The organism is Nocardiopsis sp. iso_25 (assembly GCF_056173305.1).
This window is the reverse complement of record NZ_CM149667.1, coordinates 4,497,092-4,514,871: the sequence shown is the minus strand read 5'-3', so window position 1 is coordinate 4,514,871 and position 17,780 is coordinate 4,497,092. Positions and strand designations below refer to the sequence as shown.

The following is a 17,780-nucleotide window of genomic DNA, read 5'->3' as shown; positions in this document are numbered from 1 at the left end:
CCTATAGGGTCGGGGCCTGGGGATCGCGGAGGGTCCATGCGCGTCGCGCGTAGGGCCCGACCGGCCTACCCGTGTCGCGGGTGCGACGCCGTGTCCTTCCTGTCCCACCCGGCAGGCTTGACGACATGGTGTGAGCACGCGCCGCGCGCCGGGGCCCGTGATCCCCGTTCCCGGGAGGCGGGTCGTCCGAAGGGGGCTTGTACGCTCGTCTGTCGTCGGGCGCCCGGTCCCGGGCCGCGAGGCGTACCAGGTGGAAGTGCAGGGTAGACAACCTGCGGTGGTGTCCACGGGCGTTGCGGGCACGACCGGTCAGCGGTCCTCGGCCCAGGAGCCTGTGGTCGTGGACCTTCAAGGGGAGCGGGGAGAGGCGTGGGCAGCGGCCGGCAGGTGGACCACCCGGCGGAGGACTCGGGCAGCGGGACCGCTCACTCCCCGGACGACCCCGGGCACGGAGCCGGACCGGTCGCGGGCGTCTCCGCCGAGAACGCTCCCGGACCCCGTACGGGCGATCGCGTCCCCGCGGCCCTGTGGGAGGTGGACGGCGGCTCGCCCGCCGGACCGGGCGGCACCCCGCTGCACGCCGACGACCTGCCCGACGGCGTCGTGGTGGCCGACTCCCGTGGACGCGTCGTGCTCTTCAACACCCAGGCGGCCCACGTCCTGGGCGTCCCCGCCGAGTCCGCCCTGGGCCGCGACTACCGCGCCGTCCTGCCCCTCGTGGGCATCGACGGCAACGACTGGTGGCAGGCCAGCGACCCCTACGGCGGCGCGCGCGACCGCGTCCGCCAGGCCGAGCGCGCCCTCCTGCTGCCCGACGACCGCGAGGTGCTCGTCGCCGCGCGCTACGTGCGCGCCCGCCCCGGGGGAGAGCTCGTCCGCCTGGTCGTCACCCTCCGGGACGCCTCCGCGCACGCCGAGCGCTCCCGCGCCGACCTGGTCTCCGAGGTCGCCCACGAGCTGCGTTCGCCCCTGACCAGCGTCAAGGGCTTCACCTCCACCCTGCTCGCCAAGTGGGAACGGCTCACCGACAAGCAGAAGCTGTTCATGCTGGAGACGGTCAACGCCGACGCCGACCGCGTCACCCGCCTCATCCACGATCTGCTCGACGTCTCCCGCATAGAGTCGGGCCGGTTGGAGGTGCGCCGCCAGGTGGTGGACCTGCCCGACGCCGTGCGCCGGGTCGTGGCCGGCCGCGTCGCCTCCGGGGAGCCGGAGGAGCGCTTCCGGGTCGAGACCCGCGGGGAGCTGCCGCGCATGTGGCTCGACGCCGACAAGATCGAGCAGATCCTGTCCAACCTCGTGGAAAACGGGGTGCGGCACGGCGCTGGTACTGTCAGTGTGGTGATCGAGCCCTGCGAGGGAGGAACAGCGGTGTCGGTGCGCGACGAGGGCCAGGGCATAGCGCCCGAGACCATTCCGCGCGTCTTCCGCCAGTTCTGGCGCAGCAAGCGCCGGGGCGGGACCGGCCTCGGACTGTTCATCGTCAAGGGCCTCGTCGAGGCCCACGGCGGCACGATCACCGTCGGACGCGCCCCCAGCGGCGGCGCGGAGTTCCGATTTACCATGCCCGCCGGGGCACCCGAGTTCGTCTGAGGCACTCAGACCCTCCAGCCTCCCCGGTGGGCGCAACGGCGTGCCCCGGGCTCCGCGACACACGTCCTCTGCCGGGCACGCCCGAAATCCGCCTGTGCTCTTCCTGTCGGCTTCGTCCGCCCCGCCGCGGACCGTGACTGCCGCCCGTCCTCCAAGCCGGGGACGTCGGCGGCGAGGCAACCAACCATGTCTGCACCGAACAATTCCTTCGACCCCGTCGAGGTGACCTCCCTGCACCCCGACGAGGTCGCCCGCATGCGCGAGGAGGCGCTGGCCGCCGTCGAGGCCGCCGCCGACCTCGCCGAACTCAAGGAGGTCCGGCTCGCGCACGCCTCGGACCGCTCTCCGCTGGCCCTGGCCAACCGGGAGATCGGCGCCCTTCCCCCCGCGGCCAAGGCCGACGCGGGCAAGCGCGTGGGCGGCGCCCGCCGTGACGTCGGCCAGGCCCTCAAGGCCCGCCAGGCCGTCCTGGAGGCCGAGCGCGACGAGCGCGTGCTCATCGAGGAGCGCGTCGACGTCACCCTGCCCTGGGACCGGGCGCCGCGCGGCTCCCGCCACCCGCTGACCACCGTCGCCGAGCGCGTGGCCGACATCTTCGTCGGCATGGGCTTCGAGATCGCCGAGGGCCCCGAGGTCGAGGCCGAGTGGTTCAACTTCGACGCCCTCAACTTCAAGCCCGACCACCCCGCCCGCACCATGCAGGACACCTTCTTCGTGCAGGGCCCCGACGGGGGCGAGTCCGGCCTGGTCATGCGCACCCACACCTCGCCGGTGCAGATCCGCGCCCTGCTCTCGCGGGAGCTGCCGGTGTACGTGGTCGCGCCCGGCAAGACCTTCCGCACCGACGAGCTCGACGCCACCCACAGCCCCGTCTTCCACCAGCTTGAGGGCCTGGTCGTGGACCGGGGCGTCACCCTGGCCCACCTGCGCGGGGCCATCGACGCCTACGTCGAGGGCGTGTTCGGCGAGGGACTGCGCACGCGCTTCCGCGCCTCCTACTTCCCCTTCACCGAGCCCTCCGCCGAGGTCGACATGGAGTGCTTCGTGTGCCGGGGCGCCTCCGTGGGCAACCCGGACGCGCCCTGCCGCACCTGCTCCAGCGAGGGCTGGATCGAGATCGGCGGCTGCGGCGTGGTCAACCCCCGCGTGCTCACCGCCGCGGGCGTGGACCCCGAGGTCTACACGGGCTGGGCCTTCGGCCTGGGAATCGAACGGACACTGATGTTCGCGCACGGGGTGCGCGACATGCACGACATGGTCGAGGGCGACATCCGCTTCACCTCGGCGTTCGGGAGTGAGAACTGATGCGCGTCCCCCTGAGCTGGCTGCGGGAGTACGTCGACCTCCCGGTCGGCACCACCGCCCGCGAACTCGCCGGCCGCCTCACGCTGGCGGGCCTGGAGGTCGAGACCGTCGACGAGCTCGGCTCCGACGTCACCGGCCCCATCGTGTACGGCCGCGTGCTGGAGATCGAGGAGCTGACCGGGTTCAAGAAGCCCATCCGCTACTGCCGGGTGGACGTGGGCGGGGCCAACGGCACCGGTGAGCCGCAGGAGATCGTCTGCGGCGCCCGCAACTTCTCCGAGGGCGACCTGGTCGTGGTCTGCCTGCCCGGCGCCGAACTGCCCGGCGGCTTCCGGATCGGCGCCCGCAAGACCTACGGCCGGATGTCGGCCGGCATGATCTGCTCGGCCAGCGAGCTGGGCCTGTGGGAGGACCACAGCGGCATCATCGTGCTGCCCGAGGGATTCGGCGCGGTGGGCGAGGACGCCATCGGGCCGCTCGGCCTGCGCGAGGACGTGCTGGACATCGCCGTCACGCCCGACCGCGGCTACGCGCTGTCCCTGCGCGGCGTGGCCCGCGACGCCGCCGCGCTGTACGGGGTCGACTTCCACGACCCGGCCGACGTCGCCGTCGCCGAGTCCGGCGGCGAGGGCCACCCCGCCGAGATCGACCCGGCTCTGTGCGACCGCTACGTCCTGCGCGGCGCCACCGGGTTCGACCCCGACGCGCCCAGCCCGCTGTGGATGAAGCGCCGCCTGCACCAGTGCGGTGTGCGTCCCATCTCCCTGGCCGTCGACGTCACCAACTACGTGATGCTCGAACTCGGCCAGCCGCTGCACGCCTGGGACCGCGCCCGGCTGCGGGGCGCCCTGCGGGTGCGCGCCGCCGAGGCGGGGGAGAAGCTGGAGACCCTGGACCACGTCCAGCGCTCCCTGGACACCGACGACATCGTCATCGCCGACGACAGCGGCCCGGTCAACATCGCCGGGGTCATGGGCGGCCTGACCACGGAGATCTCCCTGACCAGCACCGAGGTGCTGGTCGAGGCCGCGCACTTCGACGCCATGCACATCGCCCGCGCCTCGCGGCGCCACCAGCTGTCCTCTGAGTCCTCCCGCCGCTTCGAGCGGGGCGTGGACTCGGCCGTGCAGCTGGCCGCCGCCACCCGCGCGGTCGAGCTGCTCGCGGAGCTGGGCGGGGCCGCCGTCGAGACCGCCTACACCCACCTGGACCGCACCGCAGCGCGCGAGCCGATCACGGTGCGGGCATCCCACGCGGGCGCCGTCGCCGGGGTGGACTACCCCGAGGGCACCACGCGGCGCTGGCTGCGCGCCGTCGGCTGCGAGGTGGAGGCCGACGGGGACCTCCTGAAGGTCGTTCCGCCCAGCTGGCGACCCGACATCACCGACCCCAACGACCTCGCCGAGGAGGTCATCCGCTTCGAGGGCTACGAGAACATCCCCTCGATCCGCCCGCGCGCCTCGGGTCGAGGCCTGACCGCGAGCCAGCGCCTGCGCCGCGCGGTCGGCCGCACCCTGGCCGGGACCGGCTTCCACGAGGTGCTGAACTACCCCTTCGTCGGCGAGCGCGACCTCGACGGCCTCCAGCTGGCGGCCGACGACGACCGCCGCGCCGCCCTGCGCCTGGCCAACCCGCTCAACGAGGGCGAGCCGCTGCTGCGCACCACGCTGCTGCCGGGCCTGTTCAAGGCGCTGGCCCGCAACGCGGGCCGGGGGTTCACCGACGCGGCCCTGTACGAGACGGGCCTGGTCTACCGGCCCAGGCCCGGCGCCCCCCGCGCGCCCATGCTCGCCGTGGACCGCGGGCCCGACGCCGAGGAGCTGGCCCGGATCGAGGCCGCCCTGCCGGACCAGCCGCGCAGGGTGGGCGCGGTGATCTCCGGCCACGCCGAACGCGCCGGATGGTGGGGCCCGGGCCGGGAGGCCGGCTGGGCCGACGCGATCCAGACCGCGCGCGACGTCGCCCGCGTCGCCGGGGTCGAACTGGAGGTCGAGGCCGACCAGCACGCCCCGTGGCACCCGGGCCGCTGCGCCGCGCTGTACGTGCGCGTGGACGGCGAGCGCCTGCTCGTGGGCCACGCCGGAGAGCTGCACCCGCGCACCGTCCAGGCGTTCGGGCTGCCCGAGCGCACGGCCGCGGTGGAGGTCGAACTCGACCGGATCGAGCGGGCCCGCACCCCGGTCACCGCGCCGGAGATCTCCACGTACCCGGTGGCCACGCAGGACGTGGCCCTGGTCGTGGACTCCTCGGTTCCGGTCGGCCGGGTCAGCGACGCGCTGGCCGAGGGCGCCGGCGAACTGCTGGAGAGCGTGCGCCTGTTCGACGTCTACACCGGCGACCAGGTCGGCGAGGGCAGCAAGTCGGTGGCCTTCGCCCTGCGTTTCCGGGCCGCCGACCGGACGCTGACGGCGGAGGAGGCCGGAGCGGCGCGCGACGCGGCCGTCGCCCTGGCGACCGAGCGCACGGGGGCCGTCCTGCGCGGCTGACGCGGAGAACCGTTCCGCGCGGCCGAGCCGCGCGTGTTTGGGCCGGGGCGGGGCCGGTCACTTGCCGAGTACGGGGGTGACCGGCCCCGCCCGCGTGTGTACGCGGGACCGCGCGCCGCGTGTGGCGCGGAGGCCGCACACCGTCACGCCACGCCAGACGTGTCGGTGAAAGCTCCGTCGTCGGGCCCGGATCCCAGATTGTTTTTCGGCGAGTTCTTCCAGCCCAGCAAGGGTTTTGGTGCCGACCCCCGAGGGTAACCGGCATGAAGTTTGTGTTTCGGGGCATGGATCTTCGTTTTGGCTCTTGCTGTGAGGCGGGTCGCACGCTTAGCCTGCAAGCACCTGCCACCAACGGGCGCCCGTGTGCAGGCTGGATCAACCTGAGTTTTCCACTGCGCTCTCGCGCATGACACGGCTCGGAGGTCGCCATATGACCGAAACGGTTGTCTCGTCCGCACTCGCTCCCACGCAACAGCGGGAGCCCAGTCGCCTCTGGCACACCTTCTGCGATATGAACACGGTGGTCAGGGGTCCGGAGTTCATGGTGGCCCGCGCCGAGGGCGTATGGCTCTGGGACAGCTCCGGCGACCGCTACCTGGACGGTACGGCCAGCCTCTGGTACTGCAACGTCGGCCACGGCCGTACCGAGATCGCGGACGCGGTCCACCGCCAGATCAGCACCCTGGACGCCTACACGGTCTACGGGGACTTCGCCAACGGGCCCGCGGTGGAACTGTGCGAGCGCCTGGCCTCGCACGCCCCGGTGGCCGACCCGCGGGTGATCCTGACCTGTGGGGGAGGGGAGTCCATCGACACGGCCGCCAAGCTGGCGCGGCGGTACTGGGCGGTGACCGGCCAGCCCGCGCGCACCCACCTGATCAGCCGGACCGGCGGTTACCACGGTCTGCACGGGTTCGGCACGAGCATCTCGGGCATGGACCGGTTCCGCAGCGGCTACGGCAGGCTGGTCGAGGACACCTCCGTGGTGCCCCACGACTCGGCCGAGGCCCTGGAGGCGGAGATCCTCAGGGTCGGCCCCGAGCGGGTCGCCGCCTTCTTCGCCGAGCCGGTGGTCGGCGCGGGCGGGGTCTTCCTTCCGGAGGAGAACTACTTCGCCGAGGTGTCGCGGATCTGCCACAAGTACGGCGTGCTGTTCGTCGTGGACAGCGTCATCTGCGGTTTCGCCCGGATGGGGAACTGGTTCGGCATCGAGCGCTTCGGTGTCGACCCGGACATGATCGTCTTCGCCAAGGGCGTCTCCAGCGGGTACCTGCCGCTGGGCGGCGTCGTGGTCAGCGGACGCGTGGCCGACCCCTTCTACAACGGCGAGGGCAATCCGTTCCTGCACGGGACCACCTACGCCGGGCACCCGACGGCGTGTGCGGCGGCGATGGCCAACCTGGACATCCTGGAGCGCGAGGACCTGTTCACGGTGTCGCTGGAGATCGAGCGCCAGCTGGACGGCGCCCTGCGCGGTCTGGCCGACCACCCGATGGTGGCCGAGGTCCGCTCTGGCCTGGGCGTCATGGGCGCGGTGGAGCTCACCGAGGAGGCGCTGAGCGGCCGGGGGATCACCACCCAGGAAGTGTTCGCCGAGGCGCGGGCACGCGGCGTGATCGTACGGCCGATTCCCACGGCGCTGCTCGTCTCTCCGCCGCTCATCATCACCTGGGAGCAGATCGACCACATGGTGTCCACCCTGGCGGCCGCGCTGGACGCGGTCGCGGCCCGGCACTGACCACGGGGCCCCGCCGTGTCCCCGGCGGGGCCCCGTGGAGGAAACCTCCTCCCGCGACCGCCCTCCTCCGACCGCCTCCCACAGCCGCCTTCCCGACCCGGTGCGTGACTCCGCGCGCCGGGTGTGACGTGTTCGGGACAAATCCACTGGGCGAAACGTCCCGCGTCGAGTAAAATTTACTGGGAAGATATTTCTTGTGGGTGGGATGCGCGTCGGCGTCCGCCCGGGCAGGGACAGGGAGCGGACATGACCACAGAGCCGATCGAGGCCGCGGGCAGAGCGAGCGGGGCGGGCGACGCGGGCGGCGCGACCAGCGACGACGACCTCATCACCGCGTGGGGGCTGGTCCACGAGGCCATGAACGTCGTCCAGCCCAAGCTCCTGGGCGGCATCACCCCGGACGGCAAGGACATGGCCGGGCCGTGGTTCGAGGTGCTCATACGTCTCCAGCGCACGCCCGGCCACCGGCTGCCCATGAGCCGCCTGGCCCGTGAGGTCAGCCTGAGCACGGGCGGATTCACCAAGCTCGCGGACCGCCTGGAGCGCGAGGGCTACCTGGAACGGGAGAACTGCGCCTCGGACCGCCGGGTCGTCTACGCCGTCCTCACCGACAGGGGCCTGGACTTCATCGGTCAGGCCCGCACCAGACACGTCGAGCGGCTGCGCGAACACGTCCTGGGCCCGCTCGGCGAGGACGGGGTGCGCCGGCTCGCCGCCATCGCGCGTACGCTCCGTGACAGCTCCTGTTGCTGACGGCGCGTTCGGGTCGGAACTCTCGGTAGCCGAAACCGCGCTCCGCCGGTGTGCCACCGGCCCCGAAGGCGGGGGAGGAGATCCCACCGGCCGCCGTTCCCGTGTAGGTTGGCGGGAGTTCGTGGGTCCCGCGGGGTGGACCGTGAGCGCACAGTTTTTCGGGGGGAATCATGGGACTGTTCACCACTGCAGCGCAGATGAGAGCGATTCCACGGTCCTCGCGCTTCGCCAACGGAGGCGTCTCCTTCTGGTTCCGCGAGACCGGGCTCCCGGAGCGCCGCGCACCCCTGCCCGGCACCGCCGACTACGACGTCTGCGTGGTCGGAGCCGGGTACACGGGCCTGTGGACCGCCTACTACCTCAAGAAGGAGCAGCCGGACCTGCGCGTGGCGGTGGTCGAACGCGAGTTCGCCGGTTTCGGCGCCTCGGGCCGCAACGGAGGGTGGCTGTCCGCGGAGTTCGCGGGCTCCCGCGAGCGTTACGCGCAGTCACACGGCAAGGCCGCGATGGTCGCCCTGCAGCGGGCGATGATGGACACCGTCACCGAGGTGGTCGCGGTCGCCGAGGCCGAGGGCGTCGACGCCGACGTCGTCCGCGGCGGCATGCGCCTGGTGGCCACCAACGCCGCCCAGCGCCAGCGCCTGGCCGAGGACATCGAGTACCTCCAGGAGTGGGGCTACTGGCCCGACGACATCCACCTGCTCGACGGCGAGCGCGAGCCCCGGCTGTCGGTGTCGGGGGCCGTGGCCTGCGCCTACTCCCCGCACGCCGCCCGCGTGCAGCCCGCCAAGCTGGTCACGGGGCTGGCCCGGGTGGTGGAGGACCTGGGCGTGGCCGTCTTCGAGGGCACCGAGGTGGAGGAGATCCGCCCCCGCCGGGGCGCGGCCCGCCCGGCGGTCGTCACCGCGCACGGCACCGTCTACGCCGACCACGTCGTGCGCGCCACCGAGGGCTTCACCTCCACCCTGCGCGGCCAGCGCCGCGACTGGCAGCCGGTGAACTCCTCGATGATCGTCACCGAGCCCGTTCCCGCCGAACTGTGGGAGAAGATCGGCTGGGAGGGCCGGGAGCTGCTGGGTGACACCGCCCACTCCCACGTCTACGCCCAGCGCACGGCCGACGACCGCATCGCGATCGGCGGGCGCGGCGTCCCGCACCGTTTCGGCTCGGCCCAGGAGGAGGAGGGCGCCACCCAGCCGCAGGCCATCGCCGAACTGTGGCGGGCGCTCACCCGCATGTTCCCCGACGTGGCCGACGTGCCGGTGGAGCACGCCTGGTCCGGTGTGCTGGGGGTACCGCGCGACTGGCGCCCCACCGTGCACCTGGACACCGAGACCGGCCTGGGCTGGGCGGGCGGCTACGCGGGCAGCGGTGTGGCCGCCAGCAACCTGGCCGGGCGCACCCTGCGCGACCTGGTCCTGCGCCGCGAGACCGACCTGACCCGCCTGCCGTGGGTGGGCCACCGCGACCGCGGCTGGGAGCCCGAGCCGCTGCGCTGGGTGGGCACGCAGGTCATCCACGGGCTGTACCGGAGCGCCGACCGCCGCGAGTCGCGGACCGAGGACAAGGCGCACACCTCGCGCCTGGCCGGGATCGCCACCCGCATCTCGGGCCGCTGACGCGTTCTGCGGATTCTCCTGTCAGCGTGTGACATTTGAAGTACATTCAATGTCATGACCATGATTCCTGAGGTGCCCTTCTCCGAGCTCATCAACAGACCCAAGGCGACCACGGCCAAGCTCGCCGAGTCCCGTGCGCATGAGCTGCGCCTGCGCCGGAGGGATGACGTGGACCTCGTGCTGCGCGACGCCGACGCTGATCGCGAGCACAACGCGCTGGTGAACGCTGCGGTGCGCTTTCTGCGTGCCTTGATCTCGGGTGGTGAGGAGAAACGCCGCATGGCGCTCGAAGTAGCTCCTGAGGTGTTCCCGTGGATGAGATTTCTGCCGGAGCAGGATGCCGAGATGTTTCTCGCCGAGCTCGCCGAACTGCTGCACGCCATCGAGGAGTTGGTCACCAACGCCCCGGTGCTGACGCTGGTGACCCAGTGGAAGCACACCGCTGAGGTCTACGCGGACCCCGAGACGCTGGAAGCACTGACGCGTGAGCGTGATCCTGACGCCGACTTCGGGCCGGTTTCGCCTCCAGGGGGGTGGGATGAGTCCTAAGCGCGGAGCCCGGGCCGCACCCCCTCCAAAGAAGGGCGAATACGAGATCCGCTTCCAGAACACGGAGGCGGCCAAGGGCTGGGACGAACTCTGCAACCAGGTGCCGGGCAACACGTATGACGCCTGGTCCATCATGCGCAGTCACCCTCAGGAGACCCGCAACCCGGACCGGCACCATCAGATGAAGGGCACCCTCTCGACGGAACTCTTCAGAGGCGAACCGGTTGCGCGCTGGCAGATCGAAGTAACGGCTGCTGGACGTATCTGGTTCTTCGTCGATGAGGAGCGCCGGACGGTGTGGATCGAACGCGCCAGTCCGCGCCATCCCAAGCGCACCGAGTAGTCGGGCGGTCCCCTGGCGAGACTCCGCACACACTGGGCGGGAATCTGGTTGCATACATTTGCATGTGAGTGCATGATAGTTCAGTCGAACTGATCAGGGGGCACCACCATGGGACACACAGCGGCCATCGCCGGAGCCAGCGGTTACGCGGGAGGCGAGCTGCTGCGCCTGCTCCTGGGGCACCCCGAGATCTCCATCGGCGCGGTCACCGCCGGAGGCAACGCCGGAACCCCCCTCATCCAGCACCAGCCGCACCTGCTGCCGCTGGCCGACCGGATCCTGGCGCCCACCACCGTCGAGGAGCTGCGCGGACACGACGTCGTCTACCTGGCCCTCCCGCACGGCCAGTCCGCCGACATCGCCCAGCAGCTCGGCGACGACACCCTCGTGGTCGACTGCGGCGCCGACTTCCGCCTCAACGACGCCGCCGCCTGGGAACGCTTCTACGGCACCCCGCACGCCGGGACCTGGCCCTATGGTCTCCCCGAACTCCCCGGACAGCGCGAGCGACTCACCGGCGCCCGCCGCGTCGCCGTCCCCGGCTGCCACGTCACCGTCGCCACGCTGGCCCTCTTCCCGGGGCTGGCCGAGCAGCTCGTCGAACCCGACCTGACCGTCGTCGCCGTCACCGGCACCTCCGGCGCGGGCAAGGCCCCCAAGCCCAACCTCGTCGGCAGCGAGGTCATGGGCGCCCTCAGCCCCTACGGGGTCGGCGGCGCCCACCGGCACAACCCCGAGATTGTCCAGAACCTCACCGCGGTCACCGGCGAACCTGTCAGGCTCTCCTTCACCCCGGTCCTGGCCCCGCTGCCCCGCGGCATCCTGGCCACCTGCACCGCCCCCCTGAAGGAGGGCGTCACCGCCGAGCGGATCCGCGCGGCCTACCAGACCGCCTACGCCGACGAGCCCTTCGTCCACCTGCTCCCCGAGGGCACCTGGCCCAGCACCGCCATGACGCTGGCCGCCAACACCACCCTCGTGCAGGTCACCGTCGACCCCGACGCGGGCCGCATGGTCGCCGTCGCCGCCCTGGACAACCTCACCAAGGGCACCGCGGGCGGCGCCGTCCAGAGCACCAACCTCGCCCTCGGCCTGCCCGAGGACACCGGCCTCCCGCTCGCGGCGGTCGCCCCGTGAGCGTCACCGCGCCCCGGGGCTTCCGCGCGGCCGGGGTCGCAGCCGGGCTCGGGGACGGCGGCGCCCGGGACGTCGCCGTGGTCGTCAACGACGGCCCCTCCCGCGCCGCCGGAGCCGTCTTCACCGCCGCCGAGGACAGGGCCGCCCCCGTCCTGTGGTCCCAGCAGGTCCTCTCCGGCGAACGCGTGCGCGCCGCCGTCATCGACTCCGGCGGGGGCGACACGGGCTTCCAGGACGTCCACGCCGCGGCCGAGCACACCGCGGACCTGCTCGACGACTCCGCCGCCGAGGTCGTGCTCTGCTCCGCCGGACCCGCGGGTGGGCGCACCGGCTCCGACGCCCTGCTCCGGGGCGTCACCGCCGCCCTGGCCCAGGCCTCGCGCGGCGGCGGGCTGGACGCCGCCGACGCGATCCGCACCACCGACACCGTCGCCAAGATCGCCTTCCGGCGCGGCGACGGCTACACCGTCGGCGCCATGGCCAAGGGCCCGGACGCCTCCCTGTCCACCGCGCTGTGCGTGCTCACCACCGACGCCGACGTCACCGCCGACCAGTGCCGACGCCTGCTCGCCGACGCCGTCGCCGCCTCCCTCGCCCCCCTGACCGCCGCCAACGACACCGTGCTGCTCATGGCCAGCGGAGCCAGCGGCACGTCCCCCCGCGAGGACGACCTCGCCGCACTGCTCACCGAGGTGCTGGCCGAGCTGGGCACCCAGCTGCGCGCCGACACCCCCGCCACCGACCACGACCGGGCCCAGAACTCATGATCGCGCGCTCACCCCACACCACCGACGACCCGGCCAGGGCCCACGCCCTGGACAAGGCGGCCCACCTCATCGAGGCGCTGCCCTGGCTCTCCCGCTTCCACGGCCGCACCGTCGTGGTCAAGTACGGCGGCAATGCCATGATCAGCGAGGAACTGCGGGCCCGCTTCGCCGAGTCCGTCGTCTTCCTGCGCTACGCGGGCCTGCGCCCCGTCGTCGTGCACGGCGGCGGCCCCCAGATCAGCGCCCAGCTCGAACGCGCCGGAGTGGAGTCCACCTTCACCGCAGGGCTGCGCGTGACCACCGACGAGGCCATGGACATCGTCCGCATGGTCCTCACCGGCCAGGTCAACCGCGAGATCGTCGGCCTGGTCAACCAGCACGGCCCCTTCGCCGTCGGCATGTCCGGCGAGGACGCCAACCTGCTGTCCGCCGTGCGCAAGACCGTCGAGGTGGACGGCGAGACCGTCGACATCGGCCGCGTCGGAGAGATCACCGGGGTCGACCCCGGAGCCGTCGCCGCGCTCCTGGACGACGGCCGCATCCCCGTGGTCTCCAGCGTCGCCCGCGCCGACGACGGCGGCGTCTACAACGTCAACGCCGACACCGCGGCCTCCGCCCTCGCGGTGGCCCTGGGCGCCAGCAAGCTCATCGTGCTCACCGACGTCGAGGGCCTGTTCGCCGACTACCCCAGCAATACCGAGCTCATCAGCCGTCTGACCGCCGACGAGCTGCGCGCGCTGCTGCCCTCCCTGTCCTCGGGGATGCTCCCCAAGATGGAGGCGTGCCTGCACGCCGTGGAGGGCGGCGTCCCCCAGGCCCACATCATCGACGGCCGCGTGCCCCACTCCCTGCTCCTGGAGGTCTTCACCGACCAGGGCGTGGGCACCATGGTCGCCGACGAGGAACTGGAGGCCGCCCTGCTCGCGGGCAACGGCCACACCCCGCGCCCCTGGCGCGGCGACCACAGCACCGTCACCAACGCAGGAGGCGCACAGTGACCAGCGGTTCCCACCTGCGCGAGCGCTTCGCGGCCTCGCTCATGCCCAACTACGGCGTCCCGCCCGTCGCCCTCACCCTCGGGCGCGGCTGCGAGGTCTACGACGCCGACGGCCGCCAGTACCTCGACCTCATCGCCGGAATCGCCGTCTCCAGCCTCGGACACGGGCACCCCGCCCTGGTCAAGGCGGTCGCCCACCAGGCGGCCACGCTCGCCCACACCAGCAACCTGTTCGTCCACGAACGCGAGGTCCAACTCGCCGAGCGCCTGATCGCCCTGGTGGGCGGCGACGCCAAGGTCTTCTTCGCCAACTCCGGCACCGAGGCCAACGAGGCCGCGCTCAAACTGGTCAAGCGCGCCGCCGGGCCCGGCCGCCACTACTTCGTCGCCGCGTCCCACGGCTTCCACGGCCGCACCTCCGGCGCCCTCGCCCTCACCGGCAAGGACGCCATCCGCGAGCCCTTCGGCCCCTTCGGCATGGACGTGCGCTTCGTCCCCCACGGCGACCTGGACGCCCTCGCCGAAGCCGTCGACGAGCACTGCGTCGCGGTGTTCACCGAACCCACCCAGGGCGAGGCCGGGGTCGTCCCCGCCCCCGAGGGCTACCTCGCCGGGGTCCGGCGGATCTGCGACGACACCGGCGCCGCCTTCGTCCTCGACGAGATCCAGAGCGGCATCGGCCGCACCGGCCGCTGGTTCGCCCACCAGGCCGAGGACGTGCGCCCCGACGTGCTCACCCTCGCCAAGGGCCTGGGCGGCGGCCTGCCCATCGGCGCCTGCGTCGGCTTCGGCCGCTACGCCGACGCCTTCGCCAAGGGCGACCACGGCTCCACCTTCGGCGGCAACCCGGTCGCCTGCGCTGCGGCCCTCGCCGTCCTCGACACCATCGAGAGCGAGAACCTGCTCGCCCACACCGCCGTCATGGGCGACCTGCTCGCCGAGCAGATCGACTCCATCGACCACACCCTGCTGGCCGGACAGCGCGGCAGCGGACTGTGGCGGGCCCTGGAGCTCACCGCGCCGCACGCCGCCCACGTGCAGGAACAGGCGGCCGTCCGCGGCTTCCTCGTCAACGCCGTGGCGCCCGACGCGGTCCGGATCGCCCCGCCCCTGGTCATCACACCCGAACAGATCGGCCTGTTCATCGAGGCGCTGCCCACCATCCTGGACGCCGCCGAGGCCGCAGCCACGAAGGAGCAGCAGTAGCCGTGACCCGCCACTTCCTGCGCGACGACGACCTGACCCCGGACGAACAGGCCCGGGTCCTCGACCTCGCCGACGACATGAAGAAGGACCGCTTCGGCCACCGGCCGCTCGCCGGTCCGCGCACCGTCGCCCTGATCTTCGACAAGCCCTCCACCCGGACCCGGCTGTCCTTCGCCGTGGGCGTGGCCGACCTGGGCGGCAGCGCCCTGGTCCTGGACACCGCCAGCACCCAGATGGGCCGCGGCGAACCCCTGGAGGACACCGCCCGCGTCCTGGAACGCCAGGTCGCCGCCGTCGTGTGGCGCACCTTCGCCCAGAGCGACCTGGAGACCCTGGCCGCCCACATCTCCGTCCCGGTGGTCAACTCACTCACCGACGAGTTCCACCCCTGCCAGATCCTGGCCGACCTCCAGACCGTCCGCGAGCACAAGGGCGACCTGCCCGGACTCACCCTCGCCTACCTGGGCGACGGCGCCAACAACATGGCCCACTCCTACCTGCTCGGCGGCGCCACCGCCGGACTCCACGTGCGCGTCGGCGCACCCGAGGGACACCAGCCCGACCCCGCGGTGGTCGCGCGCGCCGCCGAGATCGCCGCCACCACCGGCGGGTCGGTCACGGTCACCGCCGACGCCCGCGAGGCCGCCCGGGGGGCCGACGTCCTGGCCACCGACACCTGGGTGTCCATGGGCCAGGAGGACGAGGCCGCCGACCGCGAGGCGCCCTTCCTCCCCTACGCGATCGACGCCGACCTGCTCGCCACCGCCCACCCCGGGGCGATCGTCCTGCACTGCCTGCCCGCCTACCGCGGCAAGGAGGTCTCCGCCGAGGTCATCGACGGGCCGCAGAGCGTGGTCTGGGACGAGGCCGAGAACCGCCGCCACGCCCAGAAGGCCCTGCTCGCCTTCCTGCTGGAGGCCAGCGACAACCCCGGGGCCCTCCGCCCATGACGGCGGAGAACGGCGGCACGGCACCGATGACCAAGGCGGCCAGACACGCCCGGATCACCGACGTCCTCACCCGGGAGGACGTCAGGTCCCAGGGCGAGCTGGCCAGGCGCCTGTCCGAGGCCGGCGTCCAGGTCACCCAGGCCACCCTCTCCCGGGACCTGGACGAACTGGGCGCCGTCAAGCTCCGCACCGCCGACGGCCACCTGGTCTACGTGCTGCCGGGGGAGGGGGGCGAACGCCTCCAGCGCACCCGCCCCGACAGCCTGGACCTGGAACAGGTCTCCGGCGCGCGCCTGACCCGGCTCGCCGAGGACCTGCTGGTCTCAGCCGAGGCCTCCGCCAACATGGTCATCGTCCGCACCCCGCCCGGCGCGGCCCAGTACCTGGCCTCCGCCATCGACCACACCGACTTCCACGCCATCCTGGGCACCATCGCGGGGGACGACACCATCCTGGTCATCTCCCGCGACCCCCAGGGCGGCGAGGACCTGGCCGCCGCCCTCCTGCGACTGGCCGACCGCAGACCGTAACCTCGTACGAGGACGTCCCGGGCCCCCGCCGGGACCGCAGGGCCCCGCGACCGGCGCCCGCGCACGTAGCACCCGAGCGGTGCGGGGCAGCGGCCCCGCACCGCCGCACCACACGTCAAGGAGAGACCACCATGGCCGACCAGCCCGAGGCGCTGCGCCTGTGGGGAGGCCGTTTCGAGGGCGGCCCCGACCAGGCCCTGGCGCGCCTGTCGCTGAGCACCCACTTCGACTGGCGCCTGGCCCGCCACGACATCGCCGGATCGCGCGCCCACGCCCGCGCCCTGCACCGGGCGGGCCTGCTCACCGCCGACGAGCTGGACCGCATGATCGAGGGCCTGGACCGGCTGGAGGCCGACGTGGCCTCCGGGGCGTTCACCCCCGTCCTGGAGGACGAGGACGTGCACACCGCCCTGGAGCGCGGCTTCATCGAGCGGGTCGGCACCGAACTGGGCGGGAGGCTGCGCGCCGGGCGCTCCCGCAACGACCAGATCGCCACCCTCGTGCGCATGTACCTGCGCGAGGAGGCCCGGCAGATCGCCGACCAGCTCCTGAACCTGGTGCGGGCCCTGGCCGACCAGGCCGCGGCCCACCCGGAGGCCGCCATGCCCGGCCGCACCCACCTCCAGCACGCCCAGCCCGTGCTGCTCGCCCACCAGCTCATGGCACACGCCTGGCCCCTGGTGCGCGACGTCGAACGGCTGCGCGACTGGGACCGCCGCGCCGCGGTGTCCGCCTACGGCTCCGGCGCGCTGGCCGGGTCCTCCCTGGGGCTGGACCCCCGCGCGGTCGCCGCCGAGCTGGGCTTTCCCGACTCGGTGGACAACTCCATCGACGGCACCGCCTCCCGCGACGTCGTCGCCGAGTTCGCCTTCGTCACCGCCATGATCGGCGTGGACCTGTCCCGGCTCTCGGAGGAGGTCATCCTGTGGGCGACGAAGGAGTTCTCCTTCGTCACGCTCGACGACGCCTTCTCCACCGGCTCCTCGATCATGCCCCAGAAGAAGAACCCCGACGTCGCCGAACTCGCCCGCGGCAAGGCCGGGCGCCTCGTCGGCGACCTCACCGGGCTGCTCACCACCCTCAAGGGGCTCCCGCTGGCCTACAACCGGGACCTGCAGGAGGACAAGGAGCCGGTCTTCGACGCGGTGGACACCCTCCACCTGCTGCTGCCCGCGATGACCGGGATGGTCGCCACCCTCACCTTCCACACCGACCGGATGGCCGAGCTCGCCCCGCAGGGCTTCTCCCTGGCCACCGACATCGCCGAGTGGCTGGTGCGCGAGCGCGTGCCCTTCCGGGAGGCGCACGAGATCGCGGGCGCCTGCGTGCGCGTGTGCGAGGAGCGCGGCATCGACCTGCCCGACCTGGGCGACGACGACCTCGCCGCCGTGTCCGAGCACCTGACCCCCGCCGTGCGCGAGGTCCTCAGCGTGTCCGGATCGCTGGCCTCGCGCTCCGACAAGGGCGGCACCGCCCCCGTACGCGTGGCCGAGCAGCTGGAGAAACTGCGCTCGGACATCGAGCAGCACCGCAAGGCCTTCACCGCCTGAGCCCCGCCGCAGCCACGTACGGGCGCGCCGACCCCGCCGGGGGCGGCGCGCCCGTACGCGTTCGCGGGGCACCCCACGGCGTCCGCGTCCACGGTCCCCGCGCCCACGTCACACCCATTTTGGAATTCGCCCGGCACCCGCCGTGAGAGTGCGGTAGCGTCCTGATTCTGCGGGCACCAGGCGTGGTCTGCCCTGTGCGAACCGTGACGCCCCCTCGGCGCACGGCACTTTCGGCGCATCCGCGCGTCGTGCGGTGC

The 17,780-nt window shown here is 72.8% G+C and carries 15 protein-coding genes; all 15 read left to right on the top strand.

Annotated features, from left to right (window positions below):
* Nucleotides 1–369: 369 nt before the first annotated feature.
* The 15 genes from AC0VX6_RS19395 (at nucleotide 370) to argH (ending at nucleotide 17,523) form a co-directional block, all read left to right on the top strand.
* A complete protein-coding gene (locus AC0VX6_RS19395) occupies nucleotides 370–1,593 on the top strand; it encodes a sensor histidine kinase (RefSeq protein WP_274974060.1) in 1,224 nt (407 codons plus the stop codon).
* Nucleotides 1,594–1,779: 186 nt separating this feature from the next.
* On the top strand, nucleotides 1,780–2,898 hold the full coding sequence (gene pheS / locus AC0VX6_RS19390) for a phenylalanine--tRNA ligase subunit alpha (protein WP_248771305.1): 1,119 nt from the start codon (nucleotides 1,780–1,782) through the stop codon (nucleotides 2,896–2,898).
* The gene (gene pheT / locus AC0VX6_RS19385; RefSeq protein WP_274974058.1) at nucleotides 2,898–5,384 is read left to right on the top strand and encodes a phenylalanine--tRNA ligase subunit beta; all 2,487 of its coding nucleotides are present in this window, start codon (nucleotides 2,898–2,900) and stop codon (nucleotides 5,382–5,384) included. The genes pheS and pheT overlap by 1 nt, the downstream gene beginning before the upstream one ends.
* Nucleotides 5,385–5,895: 511 nt before the next feature.
* Nucleotides 5,896–7,122 carry an aminotransferase family protein gene (locus AC0VX6_RS19380; RefSeq protein ID WP_248771304.1) on the top strand — a complete coding sequence of 409 codons (1,227 nt, stop codon included), beginning with the start codon at nucleotides 5,896–5,898 and terminating at the stop codon, nucleotides 7,120–7,122.
* 246 nt (nucleotides 7,123–7,368) lie between these two features.
* Nucleotides 7,369–7,875 carry a MarR family winged helix-turn-helix transcriptional regulator gene (locus AC0VX6_RS19375; RefSeq protein ID WP_475465509.1) on the top strand — a complete coding sequence of 169 codons (507 nt, stop codon included), beginning with the start codon at nucleotides 7,369–7,371 and terminating at the stop codon, nucleotides 7,873–7,875.
* Nucleotides 7,876–8,072: 197 nt separating this feature from the next.
* Nucleotides 8,073–9,494: an NAD(P)/FAD-dependent oxidoreductase gene (locus AC0VX6_RS19370; RefSeq protein WP_274974056.1), complete on the top strand. Its 1,422-nt coding sequence runs from the start codon at nucleotides 8,073–8,075 to the stop codon at nucleotides 9,492–9,494.
* A 54-nt stretch (nucleotides 9,495–9,548) separates the two neighbouring features.
* Nucleotides 9,549–10,043, top strand: coding sequence for a hypothetical protein (locus tag AC0VX6_RS19365; protein ID WP_475465507.1), 495 nt, complete (start codon nucleotides 9,549–9,551; stop codon nucleotides 10,041–10,043).
* On the top strand, nucleotides 10,033–10,386 hold the full coding sequence (locus tag AC0VX6_RS19360) for a hypothetical protein (protein WP_475465505.1): 354 nt from the start codon (nucleotides 10,033–10,035) through the stop codon (nucleotides 10,384–10,386). The genes AC0VX6_RS19365 and AC0VX6_RS19360 overlap by 11 nt, the downstream gene beginning before the upstream one ends.
* Before the next feature lie 108 nt (nucleotides 10,387–10,494).
* A complete protein-coding gene (gene argC, locus AC0VX6_RS19355; RefSeq protein WP_475465503.1) occupies nucleotides 10,495–11,523 on the top strand; it encodes an N-acetyl-gamma-glutamyl-phosphate reductase in 1,029 nt (342 codons plus the stop codon).
* Nucleotides 11,520–12,290: a bifunctional ornithine acetyltransferase/N-acetylglutamate synthase gene (locus tag AC0VX6_RS19350; RefSeq protein ID WP_475465501.1), complete on the top strand. Its 771-nt coding sequence runs from the start codon at nucleotides 11,520–11,522 to the stop codon at nucleotides 12,288–12,290. Before argC ends, AC0VX6_RS19350 begins: the two co-directional genes overlap by 4 nt.
* Complete coding sequence (argB, locus tag AC0VX6_RS19345; protein WP_274974051.1) at nucleotides 12,287–13,288, top strand: acetylglutamate kinase; 1,002 nt, start codon at nucleotides 12,287–12,289, stop codon at nucleotides 13,286–13,288. Before AC0VX6_RS19350 ends, argB begins: the two co-directional genes overlap by 4 nt.
* On the top strand, nucleotides 13,285–14,493 hold the full coding sequence (locus AC0VX6_RS19340; protein WP_274974050.1) for an acetylornithine transaminase: 1,209 nt from the start codon (nucleotides 13,285–13,287) through the stop codon (nucleotides 14,491–14,493). Before argB ends, AC0VX6_RS19340 begins: the two co-directional genes overlap by 4 nt.
* Before the next feature lie 2 nt (nucleotides 14,494–14,495).
* On the top strand, nucleotides 14,496–15,443 hold the full coding sequence (gene argF, locus AC0VX6_RS19335; protein ID WP_274974049.1) for an ornithine carbamoyltransferase: 948 nt from the start codon (nucleotides 14,496–14,498) through the stop codon (nucleotides 15,441–15,443).
* Nucleotides 15,440–15,973, top strand: a complete 534-nt coding sequence (locus tag AC0VX6_RS19330; protein WP_248771294.1) for an arginine repressor — start codon at nucleotides 15,440–15,442, stop codon at nucleotides 15,971–15,973. Before argF ends, AC0VX6_RS19330 begins: the two co-directional genes overlap by 4 nt.
* Nucleotides 15,974–16,104: 131 nt before the next feature.
* Nucleotides 16,105–17,523 carry an argininosuccinate lyase gene (gene argH / locus AC0VX6_RS19325; RefSeq protein ID WP_274974048.1) on the top strand — a complete coding sequence of 473 codons (1,419 nt, stop codon included), beginning with the start codon at nucleotides 16,105–16,107 and terminating at the stop codon, nucleotides 17,521–17,523.
* Nucleotides 17,524–17,780: the final 257 nt, after the last annotated feature.

Bases quoted from the DNA above. Each gene is read 5' to 3' on its own strand.
- argH (WP_274974048.1), top strand. From the start codon at position 16,105: ATGGCCGACCAGCCCGAGGCGCTGCGCCTGTGGGGAGGCCGTTTCGAG.
- pheS (WP_248771305.1), top strand. From the start codon at position 1,780: ATGTCTGCACCGAACAATTCCTTCGACCCCGTCGAGGTGACCTCCCTG.
- AC0VX6_RS19360 (WP_475465505.1), top strand. From the start codon at position 10,033: ATGAGTCCTAAGCGCGGAGCCCGGGCCGCACCCCCTCCAAAGAAGGGC.
- argC (WP_475465503.1), top strand. From the start codon at position 10,495: ATGGGACACACAGCGGCCATCGCCGGAGCCAGCGGTTACGCGGGAGGC.
- AC0VX6_RS19370 (WP_274974056.1), top strand. From the start codon at position 8,073: ATGAGAGCGATTCCACGGTCCTCGCGCTTCGCCAACGGAGGCGTCTCC.
- AC0VX6_RS19375 (WP_475465509.1), top strand. From the start codon at position 7,369: ATGACCACAGAGCCGATCGAGGCCGCGGGCAGAGCGAGCGGGGCGGGC.
- pheT (WP_274974058.1), top strand. From the start codon at position 2,898: ATGCGCGTCCCCCTGAGCTGGCTGCGGGAGTACGTCGACCTCCCGGTC.
- AC0VX6_RS19365 (WP_475465507.1), top strand. From the start codon at position 9,549: ATGACCATGATTCCTGAGGTGCCCTTCTCCGAGCTCATCAACAGACCC.
- AC0VX6_RS19330 (WP_248771294.1), top strand. From the start codon at position 15,440: ATGACGGCGGAGAACGGCGGCACGGCACCGATGACCAAGGCGGCCAGA.
- argB (WP_274974051.1), top strand. From the start codon at position 12,287: ATGATCGCGCGCTCACCCCACACCACCGACGACCCGGCCAGGGCCCAC.
- AC0VX6_RS19380 (WP_248771304.1), top strand. From the start codon at position 5,896: ATGAACACGGTGGTCAGGGGTCCGGAGTTCATGGTGGCCCGCGCCGAG.